We start from the raw sequence: 23,312 nt of genomic DNA on the forward strand, positions 1-23,312 counted from the left end.
CCCGTCCGGGTCGAGTCGGATCAGATGGAAGCCTGGAAGGCGGCCACGCCCACCCGGGACGTTTCCGGCATGATCCGCCCGAGCATCGAGGCCAGTTCGCGGCCGTTGTACTTGGCCACGGACGACAGCGGCTCGTCGCAGATGTCCATGATCGCCGAAGGGATTTCGGTCCCGTAGTGGTTCATTTCAGGCCCCTAGATAGGACGGCGGCGGGGAGGGTGCCACCGCGTCGTTTCGATGTGCACACGTCCGGACCAGGGCGCCACCCCTGACAGAAGTAATCCAGACATACCCCCAAAAAGGTCATGCCATAGATGAAATACGGCATGCCTTTGGAGCGGGATCTATCTTGGTTCTGTATGCCCGGTGCCCGGATAAGCCCACGTCAAGACGGCATGGGCTGATGCTCTCCGAGCGAGCGCGCCCCTCGGCCGGAATCGGCAAGGAGGCAGCACCGATTTTCTACCACACAGAGTGACCGTGATAAGGCACCTCGATCGAACCGAGACGTGCGGCACTCGGATTCGGCCATGCCCGGAACACGGAAGGCTCGTGGTCTGGCGACTCACCCGCGGGGGTCTGGGGTGGTGCGGGCGGCGGGTGCGGAGGCCGGCCCGGCACTCCCCATGGTCGCACAGCAGGGCGGGCAATTACAGTCGGTCCGCACCCGGAGAATTCGCTCCACCAGTTCTCCGGGACCCGGGAGTGATGGATCTCCGTGCCACCCTGAGGGAAATCTTCTTTCGGGCATCGGTTTCCCTGTTGATCTAGCGCGGTGTTTGGGTGTCCGAGCTCGATTATACGCTTCGATCCGGCACGATCAATGGGCTGGGGCGAGCAGTCTGTTCAATGTCTGAACACCGAATTCCAGCCCCTCGATCGGCACCCGCTCGTCCACCCCGTGAAATAGTCCGAAGTAGTCGAGATCGGGCGGAAGCAATAGCGGGGCGAAACCGTAGCCTTTGATGCCGAGGCGGGCGAAGGATTTGGCGTCGGTGCCCCCGGTCATGACATATGGCACCGGCCGCGCGGTGGGGTCCATGGCCGTCAGGGCCGCGCTCAGCTCGTGGAACAGGCCGCTGGTGGGCGCCGAAGGTCCGTCCTCGAAGTTGATGAACTCCCGGGTGATCCGGGGGCCCAGCAGCCGGTCGACGGTGTCGAGGAATTCGTCCTTGAATCCCGGTACGAATCTCCCGTCAATTCCCGCCTCAGCGGTCCCGGGAATAACATTGATCTTGTATCCGGCGTTCATCATCGTCGGGTTGGTGGAATTCCTGATCGTGCCCTTGAACAGAGCCGCGGCCTTCGGCGGCACCTCTGACAGGTTCGCCGGGTCGATCTCCATCCCCAGGATGTCGGAGAGTTCCGCGATCATGGCTGACACCCCGGGCGTGAGCCGGATCGGCCACTCGTGGTCGGCCACCCGCGCCAGCGCCCGCGCCATCTCCGCGACCGGGTTGTCGACGGGCGGCTTCGACCCGTGCCCCGCCACCCCGTGCGCCGTCACCTTCATCCACGCCGTGCCCCGCTCCCCGACGCCGATCGGGTAGACCCGCACCCCCGACGGCATCGTCACCGAGAACCCCCCGGACTCGGAGATCGCCTCCGAGCACCCCTCGAACAACTCGGCATGCTCGGAGACCACATACCGCGACCCGAACTCCCCGGTCGCCTCCTCGTCGGCGAGGAAGGCGAGCACCAGGTCACGCCGGGGCCGCACCCCCTGCCGCACCCACGCCAGGGTCATCGCCAGCGACCCCTTCATGTCGACGGCCCCGCGTCCGTGCACGTACCCGTCGGCGATCTCCCCGCTGAACGGGTGCAGCTTCCAGTCGGCGGGGTCGGCCGGCACCACGTCGAGGTGGCCGTGGATCAACAACGCGTCCGGGGAGTCGCCGGGCACCCGGCAGACGACGCTGGCCCGCCGCGGCGCGCTCTCGACGATGACGGGGGAGAGCCCGACTTCGGCCAGCAGGCCGGCCACGTACTCGGCGGCCTCCCGCTCCCCGGGGCCGGGGTTGGTCGTGTCGATGCGGATCAGCTCGGAACAGATCTTGGCAGCCTCACTCATGATCCAAGCCTTCCTGATTGAGCATCCCCCTACTCACGCCACCCCACCAGAAGCACGCCAAGCTCCGGATGTGCGGAGGAATCTGCTGATCTATCAGGGCCCCGGCGCGCCGCCCGCCCCGGAGGGCTGGCACGCCGCCAAGGTCGCCTGCCACGACCCGAGAAGCCTCTGCCGGTGGATCGACGCGAACTGGGACGGCGGCCGTCTCGCCCTGGTCGCGCACGGCACGGCCGGTCTCGTCCTCCGGCACGCCTACCTGGTGGCCAACGGCGACGACGACTCCCGCGAGCACCGCCCGTGGGCCGGGCACGTCTCGCGCATGGTCCTGCTGGCCGTCCCGAACAGGGGCGAGGGCCTCGGGCGGTTCCGCAGGGGCGGCCCCTACGTCACCGACCTGCGCATCCGCTGGGTCGACCACTTCGACCGCACCACCGACCCGGTCAAGGTCGTCTAGATCAACGGCCCGTCGGTGCGCCGCGACGACTGCGTGGACGTCGAGCAGTTCCCCAACGCCCGCGTCGTCACCGCACCCGACGTCTTCGACGGCCGCGCCATCCTCGACGCGGTCGTCGGCCGGTTCCAGCCCACCACGCCCCCGTCACGGCCGACCCCTCAGCCGATGGAGTTCCTGCTCACGTCGTACACGAGACTGAGCACCTTCCTGGACGTGTACGCCCAGGCCTACGCCCTCCACCGGCACGCCGGCCTCACCGTCACGGCGGTCGGAGGAGGCGCGAGAACCCTGGCCAGAGCCCTGAGCCGGGTGCCGTCCCTGCGGTTCGACACGGTCCGGCTGGAGCGGCCGGCCCTCCCGCCCGACTTCCCCTGGCAGCGGGTGGTCGAGCGGGAACAGGCCGGCCACATCACCTACAGGTAGAGGCCCGTCTCCACCGGCGTCTCCTCCGGCACCACCCCCGCCTTCAGAGCGAACATCTCCGCCAGCGTCAGCCCGCCGGGCCCGACGGAAACCGAGTCCCCCAGCCACGCCGAGGCCTCGTCAGGCTGCATCCGCCCGACCTCGATCTGCGCCAGGCACCGCCCCGGCCGCACCACCGCGGGATGCAACCGCTGCAGATCCTCATTGGTCGTGACCGCCACCAGCACATCCCGGCCCTGCCCGAGAAGACCGTCGGTCAGGTTGAGCAGCCGGGAGAGCCCCTGCCCCGCGGAGAGCTTCGCCTCGGCCCGGATCAGCTCGTCGCAGTCCTCGAGCACCAGGAGACGCCACTTCTTCTCGTCATGGTCCGGGCAGTCGCACCCGACCGCCACCTCCATCAGATAGCCCGGGTCGTTGAACAGCCGCTCGGGATCGAGCACGCAGTCCACCTGACACCACGACCGCCACTCCCGGGCCAGGGTCCGCAGCAGCGTCGTCTTGCCCGTCCCGGGCGGCCCGTGCAGCAGCAGCAACCGTCCGGGAGCGGAACCGGCCCGCAGCGCCATCAGGGAGTCCAGCTTCCCCTGCGCCAGCCGGGGGTAGTTGCGCCGCACGTCGGCCCACGCCGAAGCGCCGATCGTCTTCGTCGAGCGTCTCCGGCCGTGTTCGGACTTCCAGAAGAAGCCCATCGTCACGTTGTCGTCGTCGACCGGCCTCGGTTCGGCGGCGTCCTTCACGGTTTCGGCCACCACGGCCGCGGCCAGGTCCTCGGTCACGGCCGTCACCGCGACCATCGCGTTGCCGCCCTTGTAGCGGATGACGCGCATGGTCCAGCCGTCGCCCTCGTACAGGCGGGAGTCGGGGCCGTCGTCGGACGATGCGCCGCGCACCAGGACGCCGCCGGACGCGGTCAGGGGCGCGTCCTTGCGTACCCTTTCCACGCTGGCGGTCTGCGCCCACGGCTGTACCCCGGTCGCGAAGGGGGAGAGGGCCAGGGCGTCGATGATGTCGGCGGGGCTGTCGCTGTCGTCGACCCACACTTTCATCTCGAGCGGAGTCATGGAGGTAATGATCCCGATCTGTCGGGGGAGGTGTCGACGCATTATCCGTTTACGCGTGGGACACGGGGGCGAAATCGGCCTCGCGTAGGAAGGTGAGGCATGGCGATCGATCCGTTCGTACCGTGGGGTGTCGCGACAGAGCAGTCCGACGGGCCCCGGCTGGCCGTCAAGGACGTCGTCGACGTCGAGGGGCTGCCCACCGGGGCGGGGCATCCCGATCTGCTGGGGAAGAAGGCCGAGCGCGACGCGGAGGCCGTCGCGCGGCTGCGCTCCATGAGCGTGTTCGCGGGCAAGACGCACACCGACGAGCTCGCCTGGAGCCTGGGGGGCACCAACCAGCACTACGGTGCGCCCGAGAACCCGGCCGCCCCGGGTCACGTCTGCGGGGGGTCGTCGAGCGGGTCGGCCGCGGCCGTCGCCGCCGGCCGCGCCGATCTCGGGCTGGGCACCGACACCGCCGGTTCGGTCCGCGTCCCCGCCTCCTTCTGTGGTCTGTACGGCTACCGCCCCACCCATTCCCGTGCTCCCCGCGACGGCATCGTGCCGTTGGCGCCCTCCTACGACGTTCCCGGGCTGCTGGCCAGGGAGCTGCCGCTGCTCGAATGGGCGGCCGACGTGCTGATCGATCCCGCGTCCCGGCCGGCGGCGCCCGAGAGGGCGTGGGTCCCGGCCGACCTCTGGGGCGAACTGTCCCCGCGGGTGGGGGCCGCGCTCGCCCCGGCCATCCGCGACCTGGGCCTGCCCGTCGACCGCACCCCGCTCGGGCTCGACGTCACCGACGCGTTCGCGGTCGCCCAGGCCGCCGAGGTCTGGGCCTGCCACGGCGCGTGGGTGCGCGAGAAGCGGCCCGTGTTCGGGCCCGGCGTCGCGGCGCGGTTCGAGCGGGCCGAGCGGCTCACCGCCGAGGAGGTCAGCCTGGCCCGCAAGACCGTCGCCGAGGCGCGGCAGCGGCTGCTCGACCTGCTGGAAGGGGCCGTCCTGGCGCTGCCGAGCGCCCCCGGCACCGCGCCCGCGCTCGGCCGGCCGGCCCGGACGCGGGCGGCCACGTTGCGGCTGACGTGCCTGGCGCCGATCGCCGGAGCGCCCGTGCTGGCGCTGCCGGCGGCGCGGGTCGACGGGCTGCCGCTGGGGTTGTCCCTCATGGCGGCCCCCGGAGGCGACGAGAACCTGTTCGCGCTAGCGTCGGGGGCATGACGACGATTGGCTGGGACGGCGACGCGATCGTCCTCATCGACCAGACCCGGCTGCCCGGTGAGGTCGTCCACCTCCGCATCACGACGGTCGCCGGGCTCGTCGACGCGATCAAGCGGCTGGCCGTGCGCGGCGCGCCCGCCCTCGGGGTCGCCGGGGCGCTGGGGGTGGCGCTCGCCGCCCGTACGGGAGAGCCGATCGAACCCCTGGCGGCGGCCCGGCCGACCGCGGTGAACCTGGCGTGGGGGGTGCGGGAGGCCGCCCTGGCGGCCGATCCGCTGAAGCGGGCCCTGGAGATCCGCGAGGAGGACATCCGGGCCTGCCGCGAGATGGGGGAGCGCGGCGCCGACCTGCTGGCCGCCTACGGCGCGACCCGGATCATGACGATCTGCAACACCGGCGCGCTGGCCACCGTCGAGCGCGGCACCGCGCTCGGCGTCATCCAGACCCTGCACGAACGCGGCGCGCTCACCGAGGCCATCGCGCTGGAGACCCGGCCGCTGCTGCAGGGCGCCCGGCTCACCACGTGGGAGCTGCAGAAGATGGGCGCGCCGTTCCGGCTCGTCGTCGACTCGGCGGGGCCGTTCCTGCTGGCGCGGGGCGCGGCCGACGCCGTCGTCATCGGGGCCGACCGGATCGCCGCCAACGGCGACACCGCCAACAAGATCGGCTCCTACATGCTCGCCCTGGGCGCTCACCGGGCCGGGGTGCCGTTCGTCGTGGTCGCGCCCGAGACCACCGTCGACCCGCGCACACCCGGCGGCGGCGACATCGAGATCGAAGACCGGGGGAGCGCCGAGGTCACCGCGCTGCCCGGGGTGGCGACCTACAACCCGGCCTTCGACGTGACGCCCGCCGAGCTCATCACGGCCATCGTCACCGAGCGGAGAGTGGTCCGTCCCGCGCGGGGCGAAACGCTCATTTCGTGATCAAGAAACTGGTGACATGCGCTAGCGTCTTGACGACTTCCGTCATGTTCCAGACATCAATGGAGATGATTCGCAATGCGCACAGAACCCCCCTTCCGTGCGGATCACGTCGGCAGCCTCCTGCGCCCGGCCACCCTGCTCCAGGCTCGTGACGACTACGCCAAGGGCGCCCTCGACGCCGCCGGTCTGCGCGCCGTGGAAGACGCCGCCATCCGCGACGTCGTCGCCCTCCAGGCCGAGGCCGGCCTCCAGACGGCGACCGACGGCGAGTTCCGCCGCGCCTCCTGGCACATGGACTTCATCTACCGCCTCGGCGGCATCAGCGTGGCCGCCGACGAGCAGATCGTCGTCAAGTTCCGCAACGAGAACGAGAAGATCGAGTTCACCCCCAAGGGGATGAAGGTCGACGGCAGGATCACCCTCAACGAGACGATCTTCGCCGACGACTTCGCCTACCTGCAGAGCGTGGCCGGCGAGGGCCAGACCCCCAAGCTGACCATCCCGTCGCCGAACATGGTCCACTACCGAGGCGGCCAGGCCGCCATCGACCCCGACGTCTACCCGGACATCGAGGAGTTCTGGGCCGACCTCGCGGCGGCGTACCAGAACGAGGTGGCCCGCATCGGCGCGCAGGGCTGCACCTACCTGCAGTTCGACGACACCTCCCTCGCCTACCTGAACGACCCCGCGCAGCGCGCCGAGATCGCCGCCCGCGGCGACGACGCCGACCACCTCCACCTGCGCTACATCCAGCAGATCAACACCGCCATCGCGACCAAGCCCGAGGGCATGCGGATCACCACCCACATGTGCCGCGGCAACTTCCGCTCCTCGTGGGCCGCCGAAGGCTCCTACGACTTCGTCGCCGAGGCCCTGTTCGGCGAACTCGGCGTCGACGGCTTCTTCCTGGAGTTCGACGACGAGCGCTCCGGCGGCTTCGAACCGCTCCGCTACGTGCCCAAGGGCAAGTACGTCGTCCTCGGCCTCGTCACCACCAAGTCGGGCGCCCTGGAGTCGAAGGACGACCTCAAGCGGCGCATCGAGGCCGCCTCGAAGTACATCGACGTCGACCAGCTCTGCCTGTCCCCGCAGTGCGGGTTCTCTTCCACCGTGGAGGGCAACTCCCTCACCCAGGAGGAGCAACTCGCCAAGCTGCGGCTCATCGTTGAGACGGCGCGCGAGGTCTGGGGCTAGCGAGACCGATGACCGTTGGGCATATCGGCCGTCGATCTGGGCAAAGCGCCACTCGCGCCATCCGGCGGCCAATATGCTCGGCGTCCTGTCCAACCTGTTCGGGAGTTTCCTCGTGGCGATCTCGCTGGTGACCCGCTCGCAATGGGGGGCCCGCGCTCCCAAGGGGTCCTACTCCCCGCTGACGTCCACGAAGGGTGTCAAGGTCCACTACACGGGCGGCCGCGTGCCCCCGGAGATCGTCAACGACCACAACCTCTGCATCGCCCAGGTCAGGTCGATCCAGAACTTCCACATGGACGGCAACGGCTGGATAGACATCGGCTACTGCGTCGACGAGCAGACCGAGATCCTCACCCGCGACGGCTGGAAGTCCTACCGGGAGATCCAGCCGGGCGACCTGACCCTGACGCTGAACCACGAGACCGGCCTGTCCGAGTGGCAGCCCCTTCTCGACGTGTACGTCTTCCCCGCCCAGTCCCGAACCATGATCCGCATGGAAGGCGACCGGCACTCCTCGCTCACCACTCCCCAGCACCGCTGGCCGGTCGAGCGCTATCGGCGCCGGACCGGCACGGTTCGGGTCAAGGACGACCGCGGCCGATGGGTGGCGACCGGCCGAAGCCGCCGTGAGGTCACCTCCCGGGAGCGCCTGTGGGCGACCACGGAGACGCTCACGTACTGGGACCGCATCCCGATCGCCGCTCCCTGCGCCGACCTGCCGACCGAGGCCAAGTGGTCGGACGCCTTCGTCGAACTGGTCGCCTGGTTCTGGACCGAGGGCACCATCAAGCGCTCCAGGGACAAGACGCCCAGCACCTCTGTGGCGATCTATCAGGCGGTGAAGAACGCGGCGAACGTCAGCCGTCTGCGGATGGCCCTGACCGAGGTCTTCGGCCCTGACTCGGGCGCGTTCCCCCGGCTCGGCCGAAACACCGACGGCGTGCCGCGATGGCGTGAGGCGCTCAACGACGACCTCGTGGAGTTCCATCTCTCCGCCGATGCCGGTCCCCATCTCCTCGACGTCGCGCCCGACCGGGTGCCCACTCATGAGTTCCTGCTGTCCTTGACCAAGGCCCAGCTCGGGCTGTTCATCGAGACGTCGCTGGCCGCCGACAACGCCGGTGAGGACAAGCTCGCGCAGAAGAACCGGGCCGCCTCCGAGGCTTTCATGTTCGCGGTCCTGCTGTCCGGCCGCAGCGCCTCCCTGCGCCGCAGGCCGCCCACCGCCTCCTGCAAGACCGACATGTGGCAGGTCGCCATCCGCCGGCAGGAGTTCTTCGGGCCGCGCGCGGCCAGGCAGAGCAAGGGCGAGTTCCAGATCTCGGAGGAGATCTACGACGGCGAGATCTGGTGTCCGCGTACCGAGAACCAGTCTTGGCTCGCCCGCCGGAACGGCTCCGTCTACTTCACCGGCAACTCGATGATCGCCTGCCCCCACCGGAAGGTGTTCGTCGGGCGGGGGCCCGACCGGCTGCCCGCCGCCAACGGGTCCGGCCTCAACTCCGACCACTACGCCGTGCTCGGCCTGGTCGGCAACGCCGGGTTCGTGAAACCCACCAACGATCTGCTGCACGGCATCCTCGACGCGATCGACTACCTCCGCCAGGAGGGCGGCGCCGGGACCGAGATCAAGGGGCACCGCGACGGCTTCTCCACCGACTGCCCGGGAGCGGCGCTCTACGCGTGGGTGGAGCGGGGCGCGCCCCGGCCCGGGGGCGGCACCCCCGGCACCCCGCCCGGCGGGCAGATCCCGGCGTGGCCGGGGCGGTTGTTCACCTTCCCGCCGGTCACCGTCGGTGACGACGTGAAGCGGTGGCAGCAGCAGATGAAGAAGATCGGGTTCGAGTTGGAGGCCGACGGCGCCTACGGGCAGCGGTCGCGCGACGTGTGCAAGACGTTTCAGCGCCGGGTCGACCTGCCCGACGACGGGATCGTGGGGCGGCGTACCTGGGAGGAGTCGTTCCGCTACACCTTGTGAACCCGCGGACGGCCGGTAGAGGTCCGCTTCAGCGCTTCGGCCTATCATCCGGAGCATGACAGTGGATCTGGCGGCCGGATTCGATCCCGGTTCGCGGGAGGAATGGCGGGCACTGGCGCTGTCGGTGCTGCGCAAGTCGGGATACGAGGGCGACGACCCCGAGGGGCGGCTCGCGACGCGCACCCCCGACGGCGTGACGATCGTGCCGCTCTACGACGAGGCCCCTGAGCTGCCGCGCCCGGTCGGCCACGCCGGGCCGTGGGACGTGCGGCAGCGGCACGCCCACCCCGACCCCCGGGTGACCCGGGAGGCGATCCTGGCCGACCTGGAGAACGGCGTCTCGTCGCTCTGGCTCGACCTGGCCTCGATCGATCCGGCCGCGCTGCCGGTGGTGCTCGACGGGGTGCTGCTCGACCTGGCGCCGGTCGTGCTCGACGCCGGTGACCGGGCCGCGCGGGCCGCGCACGCCTTTCTCCAGTTGAACGAGACCGCGTCCCAGTTGGACGATTTGCCGGGCGGGAACCTGGGTTTCGCGCCCGGCGATCCCGATCTGGCGGAGTTCGCCGGCCGGGCCCGCGGGGGGCTGCGGCTGGTCGTGGTCGACGCGCTGGCCTACCACGACAGGGGCGCCGCCGACGCGCAGGAGCTCGCCGCGTCGATCACGCAGGGTGTCGCCGCGCTGCGGCGGCTCACCGAGGCCGGGTTGCCGGTCGAGCGGGCGTTCGAGCTGATCGAGTTCCGGTACGCCGCCACCGCCGACCAGTTCCTCACGATCGCCAAGCTCCGGGCGGCCCGCCGGTTGTGGGCCCGGGTGGCCGAGGTGGCGGGCGGCCCGCCCGTGCAGCTCCAGCACGCGGTGACCTCGGGCGCGATGATGACGGCGCGCGACCCGTGGGTGAACATGCTGCGCACCACGCTGGCCTGCTTCGCGGCCGGGGCCGGGGGCGCCGACGCGGTGACGGTGCAGCCGTTCGACGCCGCGCTCGGGCTGCCCGACGCGTTCGCCCGCCGGATCGCCCGCAACACCCAGTCGCTGCTGGTCGAGGAGGCCGGGGTGGCGCGGGTCGCCGACCCGGCCGGGGGTTCCTGGTACGTGGAGCACCTCACCGACGACCTGGCGAACGCCGCCTGGGATCTGTTCCGGCAGGCCGAGAAGCACGGCGAGCAGGTGATCGAGGAGGCGATCCGGCAGGCCAGGGCGTCCAGGGAGAAGGACGTCGCCCGCCGCCGGCGGCCCGTCACCGGGGTGAGCGAGTTCCCGAACCTGGCCGAGAGGATCCCGGTGCGCGAGCCCGGCCCGGGTCTGCCCGGCACGCCCGACCGCTACGCCGAGCCGTTCGAGCGGCTGCGCGACCTCGCCGACCGGCAGGAGACCCGGCCGGCGGTGTTCCTGGCCACGCTCGGGCCGGTCGCCGTGCACACCGCCCGCGCCTCGTTCGCCGCCAACCTCTTCGCCGCCGGCGGCGTCGCGACCGTGACCGGCGAGGTGGCCGACTACACCGGCGCCCCGGCGGTGGTCTGCGTCTGCTCCTCCGACCGCCTGTACGCCGAGCAGGCCGCCCAGGCCGCCGCCGCGCTCAAGGCGGCCGGGGCCGCGAAGGTGTGGCTGGCCGGCAAGGGGGAGTATGAGGGTGTCGACGCCACCCTCTACGCGGGGTGTGACGCCCTGGAGGTCCTGGAGACCACGTTCGACGACCTGGGAGTGGACCGATGATCCCCGACTTCAGCGAGATCCCGCTCGGGACCGGCCACCCCGAGGCCGCCAAGGTCGACGGCGAGGTGTGGGAGACCCCCGAGGGCATCGCGGTCAAGCCCGTCTACGACGCCGCCGACCTGCCCGGCTACCTGCCGACCTACCCCGGCAAGGCGCCGTTCCTGCGTGGCCCCTACCCGACGATGTACGTCAACCAGCCGTGGACCATCCGCCAGTACGCCGGGTTCTCCACCGCAGAGGAGTCCAACGCCTTCTACCGCCGCAACCTGGCGGCCGGGCAGAAGGGCCTGTCGGTCGCGTTCGACCTGGCCACCCACCGGGGCTACGACTCCGACCATCCGCGGGTGCGGGGCGACGTCGGCATGGCCGGGGTGGCGATCGACTCGATCTACGACATGCGGCAGCTGTTCGACGGCATCCCGCTCGACCGCATGTCGGTGTCGATGACCATGAACGGCGCGGTGCTGCCGGTCCTGGCGCTGTACATCGTGGCGGCCGAGGAGCAGGGGGTGAAGCCGGAACAGCTCCAGGGGACCATCCAGAACGACATCCTCAAGGAGTTCATGGTCCGCAACACCTACATCTACCCGCCCGAGCCGTCGATGCGGATCATCTCCGACATCTTCGAGTTCACCTCGCAGAGGATGCCGAAGTTCAACTCGATCTCGATCTCCGGCTACCACATCCAGGAGGCCGGGGCCACGCTCGACCTGGAGCTGGCGTACACGCTGGCCGACGGGGTCGAATACCTGCGGGCGGGCACCAAGGCGGGCCTGGACGTCGACGCGTTCGCGCCGCGCCTGTCGTTCTTCTGGTGCATCGGCATGAACTTCTTCATGGAGGTCGCCAAGCTGCGCGCGGCCCGGCTGCTGTGGGCGCGGCTGGTGCGCGACTTCGGCGCGACCAACCCCAAGTCGTTGTCGCTGCGCACCCACTCGCAGACCTCCGGCTGGTCGCTGACCGCGCAGGACGTCTACAACAACGTCGCCCGCACCTGCGTCGAGGCGATGGCGGCGACCCAGGGCCACACGCAGTCGCTGCACACCAACGCGCTCGACGAGGCGCTCGCGCTGCCGAGCGACTTCTCGGCCCGCATCGCCCGCAACACCCAGATCGTGCTGCAGCAGGAGTCGGGCACCACGCGGGTGATCGACCCGTGGGGCGGCTCCTACTACGTCGAGCGGCTCACCGAGGAACTGGCCCAGAAGGCGTGGGCGCACATCCAGGAGGTCGAGGAGGCCGGCGGCATGGCCCGCGCCATCGACCTGGGGCTGCCCAAGCTCCGCATCGAGGAGGCCGCGGCCCGCACCCAGGCCCGCATCGACTCGGGCCGCCAGCCGGTCATCGGCGTCAACAAGTACCGCCCGGAGGCCGACGAGCCCATCGAGGTGCTGAAGGTCGACAACAGCGCCGTCCGCGACCGGCAGCTCGCCAAGCTGGCCCGGCTGCGGGCGGAACGCGACCCGGCCCAGGTCGAGCGGGCGCTGGCGGCGCTGACCGAGGCCGCCGCCGGGAGCGGCAACCTGCTGGCCCTCGCGGTCGACGCCGCGCGGGCCAAGGCGACCGTCGGGGAGATCTCCGACGCGCTGGAGAAGGTGTTCGGCCGCCACGAAGCCCGCATCCGGACCATCTCCGGGGTCTACCGCCAGGAGGCCGGCGCCGACATGAGCAGGATCGACGAGGTGCGCGAAGCCTGCGCCGAGTTCGCCGAGGAGGAGGGCCGCCGGCCCCGGATCCTGGTGGCGAAGATGGGCCAGGACGGCCACGACCGGGGCCAGAAGGTGATCGCGACCGGCTTCGCCGACCTCGGTTTCGACGTCGACGTCGGCCCGCTGTTCCAGACGCCCGAGGAGGTCGCCCGGCAGGCGGTCGAGGCCGACGTCCACGTGGTCGGGGTGTCGTCGCTGGCGGCGGGGCACCTGACGCTCGTCCCGGCGCTGAAGAAGGCGCTGGAGGAGCACGGCGCGGGCGACATCATGATCGTGGTCGGCGGGGTGATCCCGCCCGGCGACTTCGACGCGCTGCGCGCGGCGGGCGCCGACGCGATCTTCCCGCCCGGCACCGTCATCGCCGACGCCGCCCTCGACCTCGTCGCCGGCCTGCGGAACCGATGATCGCCGAAGGGGTCGTGCGGGGCGACCGCCGGTCGATCGCGCGGGCCATCACCCTGGTCGAGTCGACCCGCGCCGACCACCGTGAGCAGGCCCAGCGCCTGCTCACGGAGCTCGCCCCGGCGGCCGGGAAGGCCCGCCGGGTGGGGGTCAGCGGGGTGCCGGGCGTGGGCAAGTCGACGTTCATCGAGGCGCTCGGCACGATGCTGACCGGCGAGGGCCACAAGGTGGCGGTGCTCGCCGTCGACCCGTCCTCCAGCAGGTCGGGCGGCAGCATCCTGGGCGACAAGACCCGGATGAGCCGCCTGGCGGTCGACCCGAACGCCTTCATCCGCCCGTCGCCGACCGCCGGGACCCTCGGCGGGGTGGCGAAGGCGACGCGCGAGGCGATGGTCGTCGTCGAGGCGGCCGGGTACGACGTCGTGCTCGTCGAGACCGTCGGGGTCGGGCAGTCGGAGACGGCGGTGGCCGAGATGGTCGACACCTTCCTCGTGCTCTCGCTCGCGCGGACCGGCGACCAGCTCCAGGGCATCAAGAAGGGCGTGCTGGAGCTGGCCGACGTGATCGCGGTCAACAAGGCCGACGGCGAGTTCGAACTGGCGGCCAAGAAGGCGGCCCGCGAACTGTCCGGCGCGCTGCGCCTCCTCAACGCGCACACGCCCGTGCTGACCTGCAGCGGCATGACCGGGGCGGGGCTGCCCGAGTTGTGGGCGCACGTCCTCAAGCACCAGGAGACCACCGACCTGACGGCCAAACGGCAACGCCAGGCGGTCGACTGGACGTGGGCGATGGTCCGGGAGCGGGTCCTCGGCGACCTGCGCGAGAAGACATGGAGAATCGCCCCGGAGATCGAACGGCGGGTCCTCGATGGGGAACTGACTCCGGCCCAGGCGGCCGAGCTGCTGTACAGAGGGGGGTCACAGGTCCAGGGATGATCCGCCGAACCGGTCCTGGAGGAAGCGGCCCTGGTCCTTCAACGCCTGTTCGTCGCCCGCGTGGACCGCGTCCGCCACCCGGCCGAGGCCCGTTTTCAGCAGGTCGAGCTGGCTGAGCAGCTCCGCGTGGGCGGCCTCCCGGCGGGCCAGCGGCAGGCGGCCGTAGGCGTCCAGGCTCGTCGGGAGGTAGTCGCGGATCGTCTGCGCGACCACGTGGAGGTGGTCGGGGGACTCGACCCGGCCCAGCACGCCGCGGAGCGTCTCGGCCAGGTCGACCACGCGGTCGATCACGTCGGGCGGCAGCCCGCGCAGCCGCCCCATCAGGGTGTCGAGTTCGGCCCGCAGCGCCGACGTCTCGGCCGTGGCGAGGGACAACACGACCCTGGTCTTGTCCGAGGGGGCCAGCAGCGCGCCCAGGCCGTACAGGCCGACGACCACGACGGGCCAGAAGGCGCCCGCGACGCCCAGGAAGACCAGGCCCACGCCGACCAGCCCGCAGACCGAGCCGACGATGTTCTTCGTCGAGCCCAGGTAGGTCAGGATCCGGTCACTGGTAGCCACGGATCTCCTTGAACGCCTCGGCCAGCGAGCCGTTCCTGGCGTCGAAGACGGCGCCGCCGGTCAGGGTCGCGATCTCGTTCATCTCCTCGACGTCGCTGTCGCCGAACAGCACCACGAAGGTGCGCACCGCCTTCTTCTCGGCGGGCAGCCCCTGGTAGTAGAGCTGGAAGTCGAGGTACTCCGACCCGTCGGTGTTCTCGCCGTCGGTCATCAGCACGATCGACGAGTAGCGCCCCGGGTCGACCGGCTGCTCGTAGGCGGCGCGCAGCGCGTCGTAGATGGCGGTGCCGCCGTCGGCCGACAGGCTCTCGGCGTAGGTCTTGATCTGGCCGAGCACGGCTTCGGGCCCCGTCTCGGGCACCTGGTAGTCCTGCTGCCCCTTCAGCCGGTCGGCGAACGGCAGCAGGGTGACCTGCTCGCGGTTGCGGAACCGGGAGAAGGTGCCGTAGGCGGAGGTGTCCGCGCCGGTCAGCGTCACGAGCGCGGTGCGCAGGCTGTCGATGCGGTCGCCCTCCATCGACCCGGAGGTGTCCAGCACGAACACCGCCCGCGCGGGCACCCGCACCTGGTTCAGGTAGGCCCCGATGAGCTCGTCGGCCGCCGAGCGCCGGTTCGGGAACGGCAGCTCCACCAGCGGCGCCGACCCGAACTCGGGCGCGAGCGCGACCCCGGGCACGATCGGCCGCCGGTGGGTGGCCGTCATGATCTTGCGCTGGGTCTCGGGTGTACGCAGCCACGCGACCAGCTCGTCGTACTGCTCCTTGCGGTCCGACCCCGCCAGCAGGGTGAGCGGGTAGTCCGCCGACACCACCCCGTCCGACGGATAGACCAGCGTCAGCTTCTCGCGCATGCCCAGCAGCACCGACTCGTAGTTGACCAGCCCGTCGACGTCGGGCCGCGCGGTGTAGGCGTCGGCCAGCCAGCCCGACGAGCCGGAGGTGAGCTTCTGCGCGGAGAAGAACTCCTTGAGCCGGGGCGTCACCGCCGAGATGGTCTGCGCGTCGAGGGCCTCGCCGGCGTCCGACAGCGCCGCCGCGACCCCGACCAGGGCCGAGAACCCGGAGTTCGAGGAGGCCGGGTTGGTCATGCCGAACGTGAACCGGTTCGCGGCGGCGGTGGTCGCGATGTCCGACCAGGTCACCGGCTTGGCGTCCCAGCCGAGCTCGGCGGCCTTGGCGGGCTTGAGCCCCAGCACCACCGGCGAGTTCATGATCTTCGTCTGGGTCGACAACTTCTCCCGCGCCCCGTCGATCAGCGACAGGTAGCGGTTGGAGGAGAACCACGTCGCGTCGTAGTCGCCCGCGTCGCCGCGGGCCACCTGCTCGGCGCCGTCGAGGGTGCCGGTGTAGGTGAACTCGACCTCGACGCCCGACTCCTTCAGCAGCGGTTCGAGGTCGGCGACCTCACTGCCCGCCAGGATGCGGAACGGCTCGTCGGCCGAGCACGCGGTCAGCGACGCCGCGACCAGCGCCAGCGCCAGGAGGGCTCGCCTCATCGCTCGCTCCGCTCCAGGTACTTCTGCGCGTTCTCGATCTCCACCGTCAGGCTGCTCACCGTGGTGGCCATGTTCTCCACGGCCCGCGCGCGGAACTCGTCGATGGTGTCGATGGTGGCGTAGATGTTGTCGAACGCCTTGCGCAGCGAGTCGAGGTCGACCGTCGTCGCGGCGGCCTGCGCTTGGATGTCGGCGGCCTGGCCGCGCAGCAGCTCGCTCGTCGACACGATCAGGTCGGAGGTGGTCGCGTTGAGCGCGGTGATCTGGTCGAGCACGAGCTTCTGCCCGGCGAGCGCCTGGGCGACCACGACCGCCGTGCGCAGCGCGGCCATCGTCGTGGTGGTGGCGCGGTCGACGCCCTTGATGAGCTCCAGGTTGTTCTTGCGCACCAGGTCGAGGGCCAGGTAGCCCTGCGCCGAGACGGCGAGCTGGGTGAGCAGGTCCTGGTGGCGCTGCCGCACCGCGAACAGGGCGTCGCTGCGCAGCGCGGTGACGCGCTCCTCGTCGGGCTCGCGCAGGATCAGCTCCTCGATCTCGGCGTCGAGGGCGGTGGCCATGACGGCGTACTCCTGGAGCTTGAGCATCGCGTCCCACAGCAGGCGGCGCTCGCCCTCGATGGCGGCGTTGTCCTTGCGCAGTTCGTCCTGGCCCGACTTGAGCGAGCGCACGATGTCGTCGAGGTGCTTCTGCGCGCTCTGGTACTTGGCGAAGTAGTCGCGCAGCTTGCCCGGTAACAGGCCCATCAGGCGGCGGCCGGTGGTGGCGTTCTTCGGGTCGAGGTCGACGATCGTGCGGCGCAGGGACACCAGGTCGTCGGCGACCGGCCCCTCCGCCGCCTTCAGCGGGCGGCGGAGCATGCGGTTGGAGACCTGCGACGACGCGCCGATCTCGGACGCGCCCATCGCGGTGATGTCGCCGACCTTCTTGGTGAAGTCGGGGGAGCGCGGGTCGAGCGCGGCCAGCTCGCCGGCGAACGCGCGGGCCCGTCCGGCCAGTTCGGCGTCGCGTTCGCCGGAGATCGGCATCATCCGCGACGCCTTCTCCGCGGGCACCGGTGGGACCGGCTCCGGTGGCGTGAGTACCAGGTCCATCAGGGTTTCCTCAGAGGTAACGCTCTTCGATCATGGCGACGAGCTGTTCCAGGTGGTCGTAGGTGGGCGGCTCGACCACGTCGACCAGGTCGCGGGTGAGCGGGGTGCCCTCGGCGAGGCCGGCGAACACGCCGGGGTCGGCGGTGCGGAAGCCGTGCTTGGCGGCGAGCTCGGCGAACTCGGGGTCGTCGGTCAGCAGCCGGCCGATCTCGGTCGCGTTCTCGTCGAAGGGCACCAGGGTGTGCTTGCTGAGCACCGTCGGCGACGGGTAGAGCAGGCGCATCTGCGGGCTGATCGAGCCGTCGGCGGCGAACAGGCGGGCGGCGTACTGGGCCTCGTACACCATGATCATCGGGGTTTTCCCCATGCCCATGGCGAGGTAGTCCTCGAACGGCGCCTCGGAGGTCGACTCGCTGTAGCCCTGGTCGAGGAACAGCGGCGAGACCCGCTCGGCGACCTTGGCGTCGGCCCCCCGCACGACGTCGTCGCCGTTGGCGACGTAGCTGGTCAGCGCCAGGTACATGGCCGCCGAGTTCGAGGTGCGGATGTCCGTCGTGGTGAGCAGCACCCGTTTTCTGGCTTTGTACGCCGAACCAGGCAGCGCATCCCACCGAGTGCCTTTATCTACTATTTCCAGATATTTCTTGATGTCGAACGTGGTGCCACTCACGACCCCCGCCTGGGTCAGCGTGGCCACGATCGGCTCGAAGGTCGCCACCGCCATGGGCGAGAAGAACGGCGCGAAGGTCGCGGCGACGCCGCGGTCCTTCTTGATCTTCTCGGCGGCGGGCGCGCTCGACGGAAAGGCGAACGAATAGGTGCTCAGGTCCACGCCGGCGGCGATCTCGCGGGACCCGGCGGTGTCGACCTCCACCTGGAGGCCGTGCTTCGCGAAGGCGGCCTTGACCTGGGGGTCGTCGAAGAACGGTTTCTTCTCCGACCCGATGACGCCGCGGACGACGGTGACCCCTGACCCGAGGTTGCCCAGGACGAGGGCCGCGACGACCCCTCCCCCCAGAAGGACGGCCAGTGCCACGCCGAGTAATCTTCTCCTCATCTCACCCTGAATTATGTGAGACGCTGCGAAAACCGGCGTGTGTCACAAAAAGAATTCAGAGCTCGTTCACCACGATTTCACGGGTGACGGTTCTTACTCCCGGTTCGGGTTTTCTCCCCCCGCGTTCGACCTCACTGCACCCCGACGCACGATTGCACCCCATGCCCGGTGATGCGGTGTGACGATGCTGTCGCTTTCGGATATCGGGGAGGCGACCATGCATCATGACCCGTTGTTGCCACCGGTGGTGGCACGGGCCCTCGACGACTACCGCGCCCTGCTGGCCGAGCACGGCATCACCTGGGGTGAACCGCCGATCGGCTACGTGCGCATGCTGAGCTTCCTCCGGTTTCCGGACGAGGCTTACCAGATGTCCGGCGACACCGACCTCGACCGGGCCTTCCGCGACGCCGTCAGCGGCCGGGAGGCGCCCGACGGGCTCACCGTGCTGCGGCTCACCGCCGGCGGCTACATCCTGGAGGCCCGTTCGTGCGCGGTGCTCTCCGCGACCCCCGTGGCGGGCGTGCTCCTGGTCGACTCGGCCCGCACGACCACCGCCACCGTCACCCTCGACGGGACCGAGCACGTCCTCGGCCCGGGCGGCGCCCACCTGGCCGAGTTCACCAGCGACAGCGACCTGCGCTGCGACGGCGAGCCGGTCGACCTGTCGGTGCTCACCCGGGCGGCCGTGCCCGCGCGGCTGCGCCTGCGGGCCGGGTTCCCCTGCCGCTGGAGCGTGACATCGACCGACGGCCAGGGCTGGTGGCCCGACGGCGTGCCGCAGCGGCGCGACTACCACGGCGTGCCCTACTTCCACGGCGACGACCTGACGGTGCCGGTGCCGGCCGAACCGCTGGTCGTCCGGGTGACCCGCGGCATGGAGTACGACGTCGCGGAGACCCAGGTCGTGCCGTCGCCCTGGCGTGAGACCACGGTCGAGCTCACCCCGGCCCGCGTGTACGACGCCGCCGCGAAGGGCTGGTACGGCGCCGACCTGCACGTCCACCTCAACTGGGCGGGCGACGTGGTGGCCGCCCCCGCCGAGGCCGCCGTCATGCAGCACGGCGAGGACCTGCACGTGCTCAACCTGGTGGCGGGCAACGTGGCCGGCCGCCGCGTCTACGACCAGGAGGCGCTGCACCACTGGGCCGGCCGCGACCTGCCCTGGTCGGACGCCGGGCACGTCGCCCGGATGGGCGTCGAATACCGCAACGACCTGCTCGGCCACGTGCACGCCTTCGGATTGGCCGCCCCGCCGTCGATCTACCACACCGGCTTCCTCGACGACGCCGACTGGCCGCCGAACGGCGCCGCCTGCGGTGAACTGCGCGAACTGCAGGCGGTGCTCGGCTACGCCCACCCGTTCCACGGCCCGGTCGCCACCCCCGCCGACGTCGTCGGCGCGGGCAACCGCGACTGCAACGCCCGCGCCCTGGTCGTCGACGCCGCGCTCGGCCTGGTCGACGGCGTCGAGCTGCTGCACTTCTCGGAGTTCTCCGGCACCGTCGAGGTCTACCGCCGCCTGCTCGGCGCCGGCAACCGCCTGGCCGCGCTGGCGGGCACCGACTCGATGTTGTCCTACACCCGGCAGGACACCGTCTCCAGCCCGCCCGGCTGGGAACGCGTGTACGCCCGTCTCGGCGGCCCCCTCTCCGCCGAGGCGTACGCGCACGCCGTGCGACAGGGCCGCACCTTCGCCACCACCGGCCCGTGGCTGGAGCTGACCGCCGGGGGAGCCGAGATCGGCGACACCTGGTGCCTGGCGGCCGGCGACGAGGTCGAGATCGTGGCCCGCAGCGTCGGCCCCGAGGTCGAACGCCTGGAGATCGTCACCGCCGACGGCGTGGTCGCCGCCGGTCCGGGCGGCGAACTGCGGACCACCCTGAGGGTCACCGAACCGACCTACGTCGTGGCCACCGCGAGCGGCGGCCCCCACCGCCGCAGCCTGCACCGCCGGGTGTACGCCCACACCAGCCCCATCTACGTCGACGTCGCGGGCCGCCCGGTCGCCCGGGTCGAGGACGTGCGGTGGTGCCTCGACTGGCTGGCGCTGCTCGACCAGACCGTGCGCTCGCACGCCCGCCTCGACTCCCCGAGCCAGCTCGCCGACCACCTCGACCTGATCGAGAAGGCCGCCCAGATCTACCGCTCGCGCCTCTGACGTAAATGGTTTGCGGGCTGGTGACCAGCTCGCCTAGCGTGGACGACGTCACATCGCCTGCCCAGGGGAGATCCGTTGGAGCTCTAGAGATCATGTCCGTTTCTCTCTGACACATGACCTCTGGAGTTGGTGCGCCATGTTGCGCTGCGACGATCTCTTCTTCTATTGGGCCGACGGCACCCCCGTCTTCGAAGGCCTCGACCTCGTGATCGGCCCCGGCGTGACCGGGCTGATCGGGGTGAACGGTTCCGGCAAGTCCACCCTTCTGAAACTGGCCGCCGGCGAGCTGGTGCCCATCAGGGGCTCGATCCAGGTGTCGGGCTCGGTCGGCCATCTGCCGCAGAACCTCCCGCTCGGCGTGCGGCGCACCGTCTCCGACCTCATGGGCATCACCGAGGCCCGGCGCGCCCTGCACGCCATCGAGGCCGGGGACACCGCCGAGGAGCACTTCGAGAACGTCGTCTGGGACGTCGAGGAACGCGCCCGCGCCGAACTCGACAAGCTGGGCCTCGACGACGTCGGCCTCGACCGGACCGTCGCCACGCTCTCGGGCGGCGAGACGGTGATGGTCGGCCTGGCCGCCGAGTTCCTGCGCGCCCCCGACGTGCTGCTCCTCGACGAACCGACCAACAACCTCGACCTGGCCGCCCGCCACCGGCTCTACGACGCCGTCACCGCGTGGCCGGGCACGATCGTCGTGGTCAGCCACGACCGGGTGCTGCTCGACCTCGTCGACCGGCTCGCCGAACTGCCCGACGGGCGGATCTTCGGGGGCGGGCTGACGGCGTACGAGGACGTGCTCGACGTGGAGCAGGAGGCGGCCGAGCGGATGGTCCGCGCGGCCGAGGGCGAGGTGCGGCGCGAGAAGCGCGACCTCGCCGAGGCGCACGAGAAGATCGCGCGACGGGCCAAGAACGGCAGGAAGGCGGCGCTGACCAAGGGCCTGCCGAAGATCGCCATCGGCGCCCGGAAACGCGCCGCCCAGGAGAGCGCCGGCAAGCACCGCATCCTGCACGAGGAGCGGCTGTCCGACGCCCGCGACCGGCTCACCGAGGCGGAGGACGCGGTCCGCGACGACGCCGAGATCCGCGTCGACCTGCCGGGCACGGCCGTGCCGCAGACCCGGATGGTGCTGGAGTTCCCGCTCGGCGGCACGTTCGTCACCGACCGCGACGTGTCGGGGCCGCTGGAGGTGGTGCCCGAACGGCGCGGCCGGGAGCCGTCGGAGCTCGTCATCCGGGGGCCCGAGCGCATCGCGCTGCTCGGCCCGAACGGCTCGGGCAAGACGACGCTGCTGGAGGCCGTCACGCGGTGGCCCGCGCTGGTGCCGACGCGGTATCTGCCGCAGCGGCTCGACGTGCTCGACGAGACGGTCAGCATCGCCGACAACGTGCGCGCCGTCGCGCCCGGCGCGTCGGAGAACGAGATCCGCGCGGGCCTGGCGCGGTTCCTGTTCCGGGGCGACCGCGCCGACCAGATCGCCGGCACGTTGTCGGGCGGGGAGCGGTTCCGGGCCGCGCTGGCCCGGCTGCTGTTCGCCCAGCCGCAACTGCTGCTGCTCGACGAGCCGACCAACAACCTCGACCTGGCGAGCGTGCGCCAGCTCGCGGGCGCGTTGTCGGCCTACCGGGGCGCGCTGATCGTGGCCAGCCACGACCTGCCGTTCCTCGACTCGATCGGCGTCACGCGGCGGCTGGACCTCTGAACACGCGACGAGCCGCGACCCTGTGACAGGGCCGCGGCTCGCCGGACGTTCGGGGGTCAGCTGGAGAAGAGCATGCCCACCCAGCTGTTGCGGCGGTGGCCGTAGTGGCCGCCGTGGTGACCACCGTGACCCCAGGCGGGACCGTGGGCGGGCGGCGGCGGGGGCGGCGGGGCCGAGTAGTGCTGCTGGGCCCACTGGCTCTCCATGCGGCTCAGGGTCTCGAGCTCGCCGTAGTCGAGGAAGATGCCGCGGCAGTTGTCGCACTGCTCGATGTGGACGCCGTTGCGGTCAAGAGTCCGCATGTTGCCTCTGCACTTAGGGCACTGCATGAGGTTCATCTCCTTATGTGACGTGCATCGTTCACTCTAGGACAGCGGCGGGGCGGCGAGGATCCTCTCGCAGGAGGACATCAGAGCCGCCGCCGCGTCGTCAAGCGGGACGCCGTCTTCGCGGGCATTGGCCACCGCGACGGCCGCCAACTGGACGGTCAACGCGCGGGCCGGGCCGTCGAGTTCCCGCCACATGTCGTCGCCGGAAATCGCGGTGCCGCCGGCCCGCAGGTAGGAACGTGACAGCCGGTCCCAGCCCGCCGGGTCCATCAGCCCGTTGGCGAACCACGCCGCGGGCCGGGCCAGATCCCATGCCGGGTCGCCCCAGCCGAGGTCGTCGGGGTCGATGAGCGTCCAGGCGCCGTCGTGGCGCAGCAGCTGGCCGAGGTGCCAGTCGCCGTGCGTCAGCACCCGCCGCCGCTGGTTGAGGTTCAGGGTGGTGTACGCCCTGCGGGGGAGGTCGTGCGGGTCGAGCCGGGCCACGGCGCGTGTCACCCGGTCGGGGCCGCCCATCATGGGCACGCCGTCGGGCACCGGCTGGCGGTGCAGCTCGGCGAGCAGCTCGCCGGCCTCCTCCCACGGGGCGTCGTCGAGGTCGTCGGGCGTGAGCGGGGTGCCGGCGGGCCACACGGTGACGACGCGGTCGCCGACCCGGTCGACCGACAACGCCCGGAGCATCAGCCCCGCGGGCAGCTCGACGGCCAGGCGCGCCTTCAGCGCGGCCTCGTCGGTGTCGGCCTCGTGGGCCTTCACCACGACGTCGCCCACCCGGACCACGAGCACACGGGTGTCCTTCAGCACGGTGGGATCGCCGCCGCCCGCGTGGCGGACGAGTTCGTCGAGGAGGGACAC

Annotated in this window: 20 protein-coding genes; 11 read left to right on the forward strand and 9 right to left on the reverse strand. The window is 71.1% G+C overall.

Translation table 11 applies throughout. The features are described from left to right. Positions 1-20 precede the first annotated feature (20 nt). Positions 21-185 carry a hypothetical protein gene (locus tag AW271_RS39360; RefSeq protein WP_157553860.1) on the reverse strand — a complete coding sequence of 55 codons (165 nt, stop codon included), beginning with the start codon at positions 183-185 and terminating at the stop codon, positions 21-23. Between the two features lie 635 nt (positions 186-820). Further along, positions 821-2,071 (reverse strand): M20/M25/M40 family metallo-hydrolase, encoded by a 1,251-nt coding sequence (locus AW271_RS02030; protein ID WP_062330805.1) that lies wholly within the window; start codon positions 2,069-2,071, stop codon positions 821-823. 70 nt (positions 2,072-2,141) lie between these two features. Between AW271_RS02030 and AW271_RS02035 the strand changes: the two genes are divergently transcribed. Continuing rightward, positions 2,142-2,525, forward strand: coding sequence for a hypothetical protein (locus AW271_RS02035; RefSeq protein WP_062330808.1), 384 nt, complete (start codon positions 2,142-2,144; stop codon positions 2,523-2,525). A 15-nt stretch (positions 2,526-2,540) separates the two neighbouring features. Beyond that, positions 2,541-2,948, forward strand: coding sequence for a hypothetical protein (locus AW271_RS02040; protein WP_062330811.1), 408 nt, complete (start codon positions 2,541-2,543; stop codon positions 2,946-2,948). Here AW271_RS02040 and AW271_RS02045 read toward each other — a convergent pair. Next, entirely contained in the window at positions 2,939-4,009 is a 1,071-nt protein-coding gene (locus tag AW271_RS02045) for a DUF5925 domain-containing protein (RefSeq protein ID WP_062330814.1), read from the reverse strand. The two genes, AW271_RS02040 and AW271_RS02045, sit on opposite strands and share 10 nt — an antisense overlap. A gap of 99 nt (positions 4,010-4,108) precedes the next feature. On the opposite strand from AW271_RS02045, the gene AW271_RS02050 reads away from it, so the two are divergent. From AW271_RS02050 to meaB, 7 genes are all read left to right on the forward strand, one after another. Further along, the gene (locus AW271_RS02050; protein ID WP_062330819.1) at positions 4,109-5,203 is read left to right on the forward strand and encodes an amidase family protein; all 1,095 of its coding nucleotides are present in this window, start codon (positions 4,109-4,111) and stop codon (positions 5,201-5,203) included. Further along, the gene (gene mtnA / locus AW271_RS02055; RefSeq protein ID WP_062330822.1) at positions 5,200-6,129 is read left to right on the forward strand and encodes an S-methyl-5-thioribose-1-phosphate isomerase; all 930 of its coding nucleotides are present in this window, start codon (positions 5,200-5,202) and stop codon (positions 6,127-6,129) included. The genes AW271_RS02050 and mtnA overlap by 4 nt, the downstream gene beginning before the upstream one ends. Positions 6,130-6,204: 75 nt before the next feature. Continuing rightward, positions 6,205-7,323: a 5-methyltetrahydropteroyltriglutamate--homocysteine S-methyltransferase gene (locus AW271_RS02060; protein ID WP_062330825.1), complete on the forward strand. Its 1,119-nt coding sequence runs from the start codon at positions 6,205-6,207 to the stop codon at positions 7,321-7,323. Positions 7,324-7,396: 73 nt separating this feature from the next. Beyond that, on the forward strand, positions 7,397-9,301 hold the full coding sequence (locus tag AW271_RS42110; RefSeq protein WP_062330828.1) for a peptidoglycan-binding protein: 1,905 nt from the start codon (positions 7,397-7,399) through the stop codon (positions 9,299-9,301). A 55-nt stretch (positions 9,302-9,356) separates the two neighbouring features. After that, positions 9,357-11,015 carry a methylmalonyl-CoA mutase subunit beta gene (locus AW271_RS02070; RefSeq protein ID WP_062330831.1) on the forward strand — a complete coding sequence of 553 codons (1,659 nt, stop codon included), beginning with the start codon at positions 9,357-9,359 and terminating at the stop codon, positions 11,013-11,015. Then, on the forward strand, positions 11,012-13,129 hold the full coding sequence (scpA, locus tag AW271_RS02075) for a methylmalonyl-CoA mutase (RefSeq protein ID WP_062330834.1): 2,118 nt from the start codon (positions 11,012-11,014) through the stop codon (positions 13,127-13,129). Before AW271_RS02070 ends, scpA begins: the two co-directional genes overlap by 4 nt. Next, entirely contained in the window at positions 13,126-14,061 is a 936-nt protein-coding gene (gene meaB, locus AW271_RS02080; protein WP_062330836.1) for a methylmalonyl Co-A mutase-associated GTPase MeaB, read from the forward strand. Before scpA ends, meaB begins: the two co-directional genes overlap by 4 nt. On the opposite strand, the gene AW271_RS02085 is transcribed toward meaB, so the two are convergent. From AW271_RS02085 to AW271_RS02100, 4 genes are read right to left on the reverse strand one after another with little or no spacing between them, the layout of a single operon-like run. Continuing rightward, positions 14,044-14,622 (reverse strand): hypothetical protein, encoded by a 579-nt coding sequence (locus AW271_RS02085; RefSeq protein WP_062330839.1) that lies wholly within the window; start codon positions 14,620-14,622, stop codon positions 14,044-14,046. The two genes, meaB and AW271_RS02085, sit on opposite strands and share 18 nt — an antisense overlap. Beyond that, a complete protein-coding gene (locus AW271_RS02090; protein ID WP_062330842.1) occupies positions 14,609-16,117 on the reverse strand; it encodes a vWA domain-containing protein in 1,509 nt (502 codons plus the stop codon). The genes AW271_RS02085 and AW271_RS02090 overlap by 14 nt, the downstream gene beginning before the upstream one ends. Further along, the gene (locus AW271_RS02095; protein WP_062330845.1) at positions 16,114-17,208 is read right to left on the reverse strand and encodes a toxic anion resistance protein; all 1,095 of its coding nucleotides are present in this window, start codon (positions 17,206-17,208) and stop codon (positions 16,114-16,116) included. Before AW271_RS02095 ends, AW271_RS02090 begins: the two co-directional genes overlap by 4 nt. A gap of 10 nt (positions 17,209-17,218) precedes the next feature. Beyond that, positions 17,219-18,265, reverse strand: a complete 1,047-nt coding sequence (locus tag AW271_RS02100; protein WP_062330847.1) for a hypothetical protein — start codon at positions 18,263-18,265, stop codon at positions 17,219-17,221. A 217-nt stretch (positions 18,266-18,482) separates the two neighbouring features. Between AW271_RS02100 and AW271_RS02105 the strand changes: the two genes are divergently transcribed. Next, positions 18,483-20,426 (forward strand): CehA/McbA family metallohydrolase, encoded by a 1,944-nt coding sequence (locus tag AW271_RS02105; RefSeq protein ID WP_062332962.1) that lies wholly within the window; start codon positions 18,483-18,485, stop codon positions 20,424-20,426. Positions 20,427-20,562: 136 nt separating this feature from the next. Beyond that, positions 20,563-22,131 (forward strand): ABC-F family ATP-binding cassette domain-containing protein, encoded by a 1,569-nt coding sequence (locus AW271_RS02110; RefSeq protein WP_062330850.1) that lies wholly within the window; start codon positions 20,563-20,565, stop codon positions 22,129-22,131. A gap of 56 nt (positions 22,132-22,187) precedes the next feature. On the opposite strand, the gene AW271_RS02115 is transcribed toward AW271_RS02110, so the two are convergent. Then, on the reverse strand, positions 22,188-22,469 hold the full coding sequence (locus tag AW271_RS02115; RefSeq protein WP_419672892.1) for a TFIIB-type zinc ribbon-containing protein: 282 nt from the start codon (positions 22,467-22,469) through the stop codon (positions 22,188-22,190). A gap of 27 nt (positions 22,470-22,496) precedes the next feature. Next, entirely contained in the window at positions 22,497-23,312 is an 816-nt protein-coding gene (locus AW271_RS02120; protein ID WP_062330853.1) for a phosphotransferase family protein, read from the reverse strand.

Origin of the sequence: Herbidospora sakaeratensis, assembly GCF_001570525.1 — a bacterium.
GTDB lineage: Bacteria > Actinomycetota > Actinomycetes > Streptosporangiales > Streptosporangiaceae > Herbidospora > Herbidospora sakaeratensis.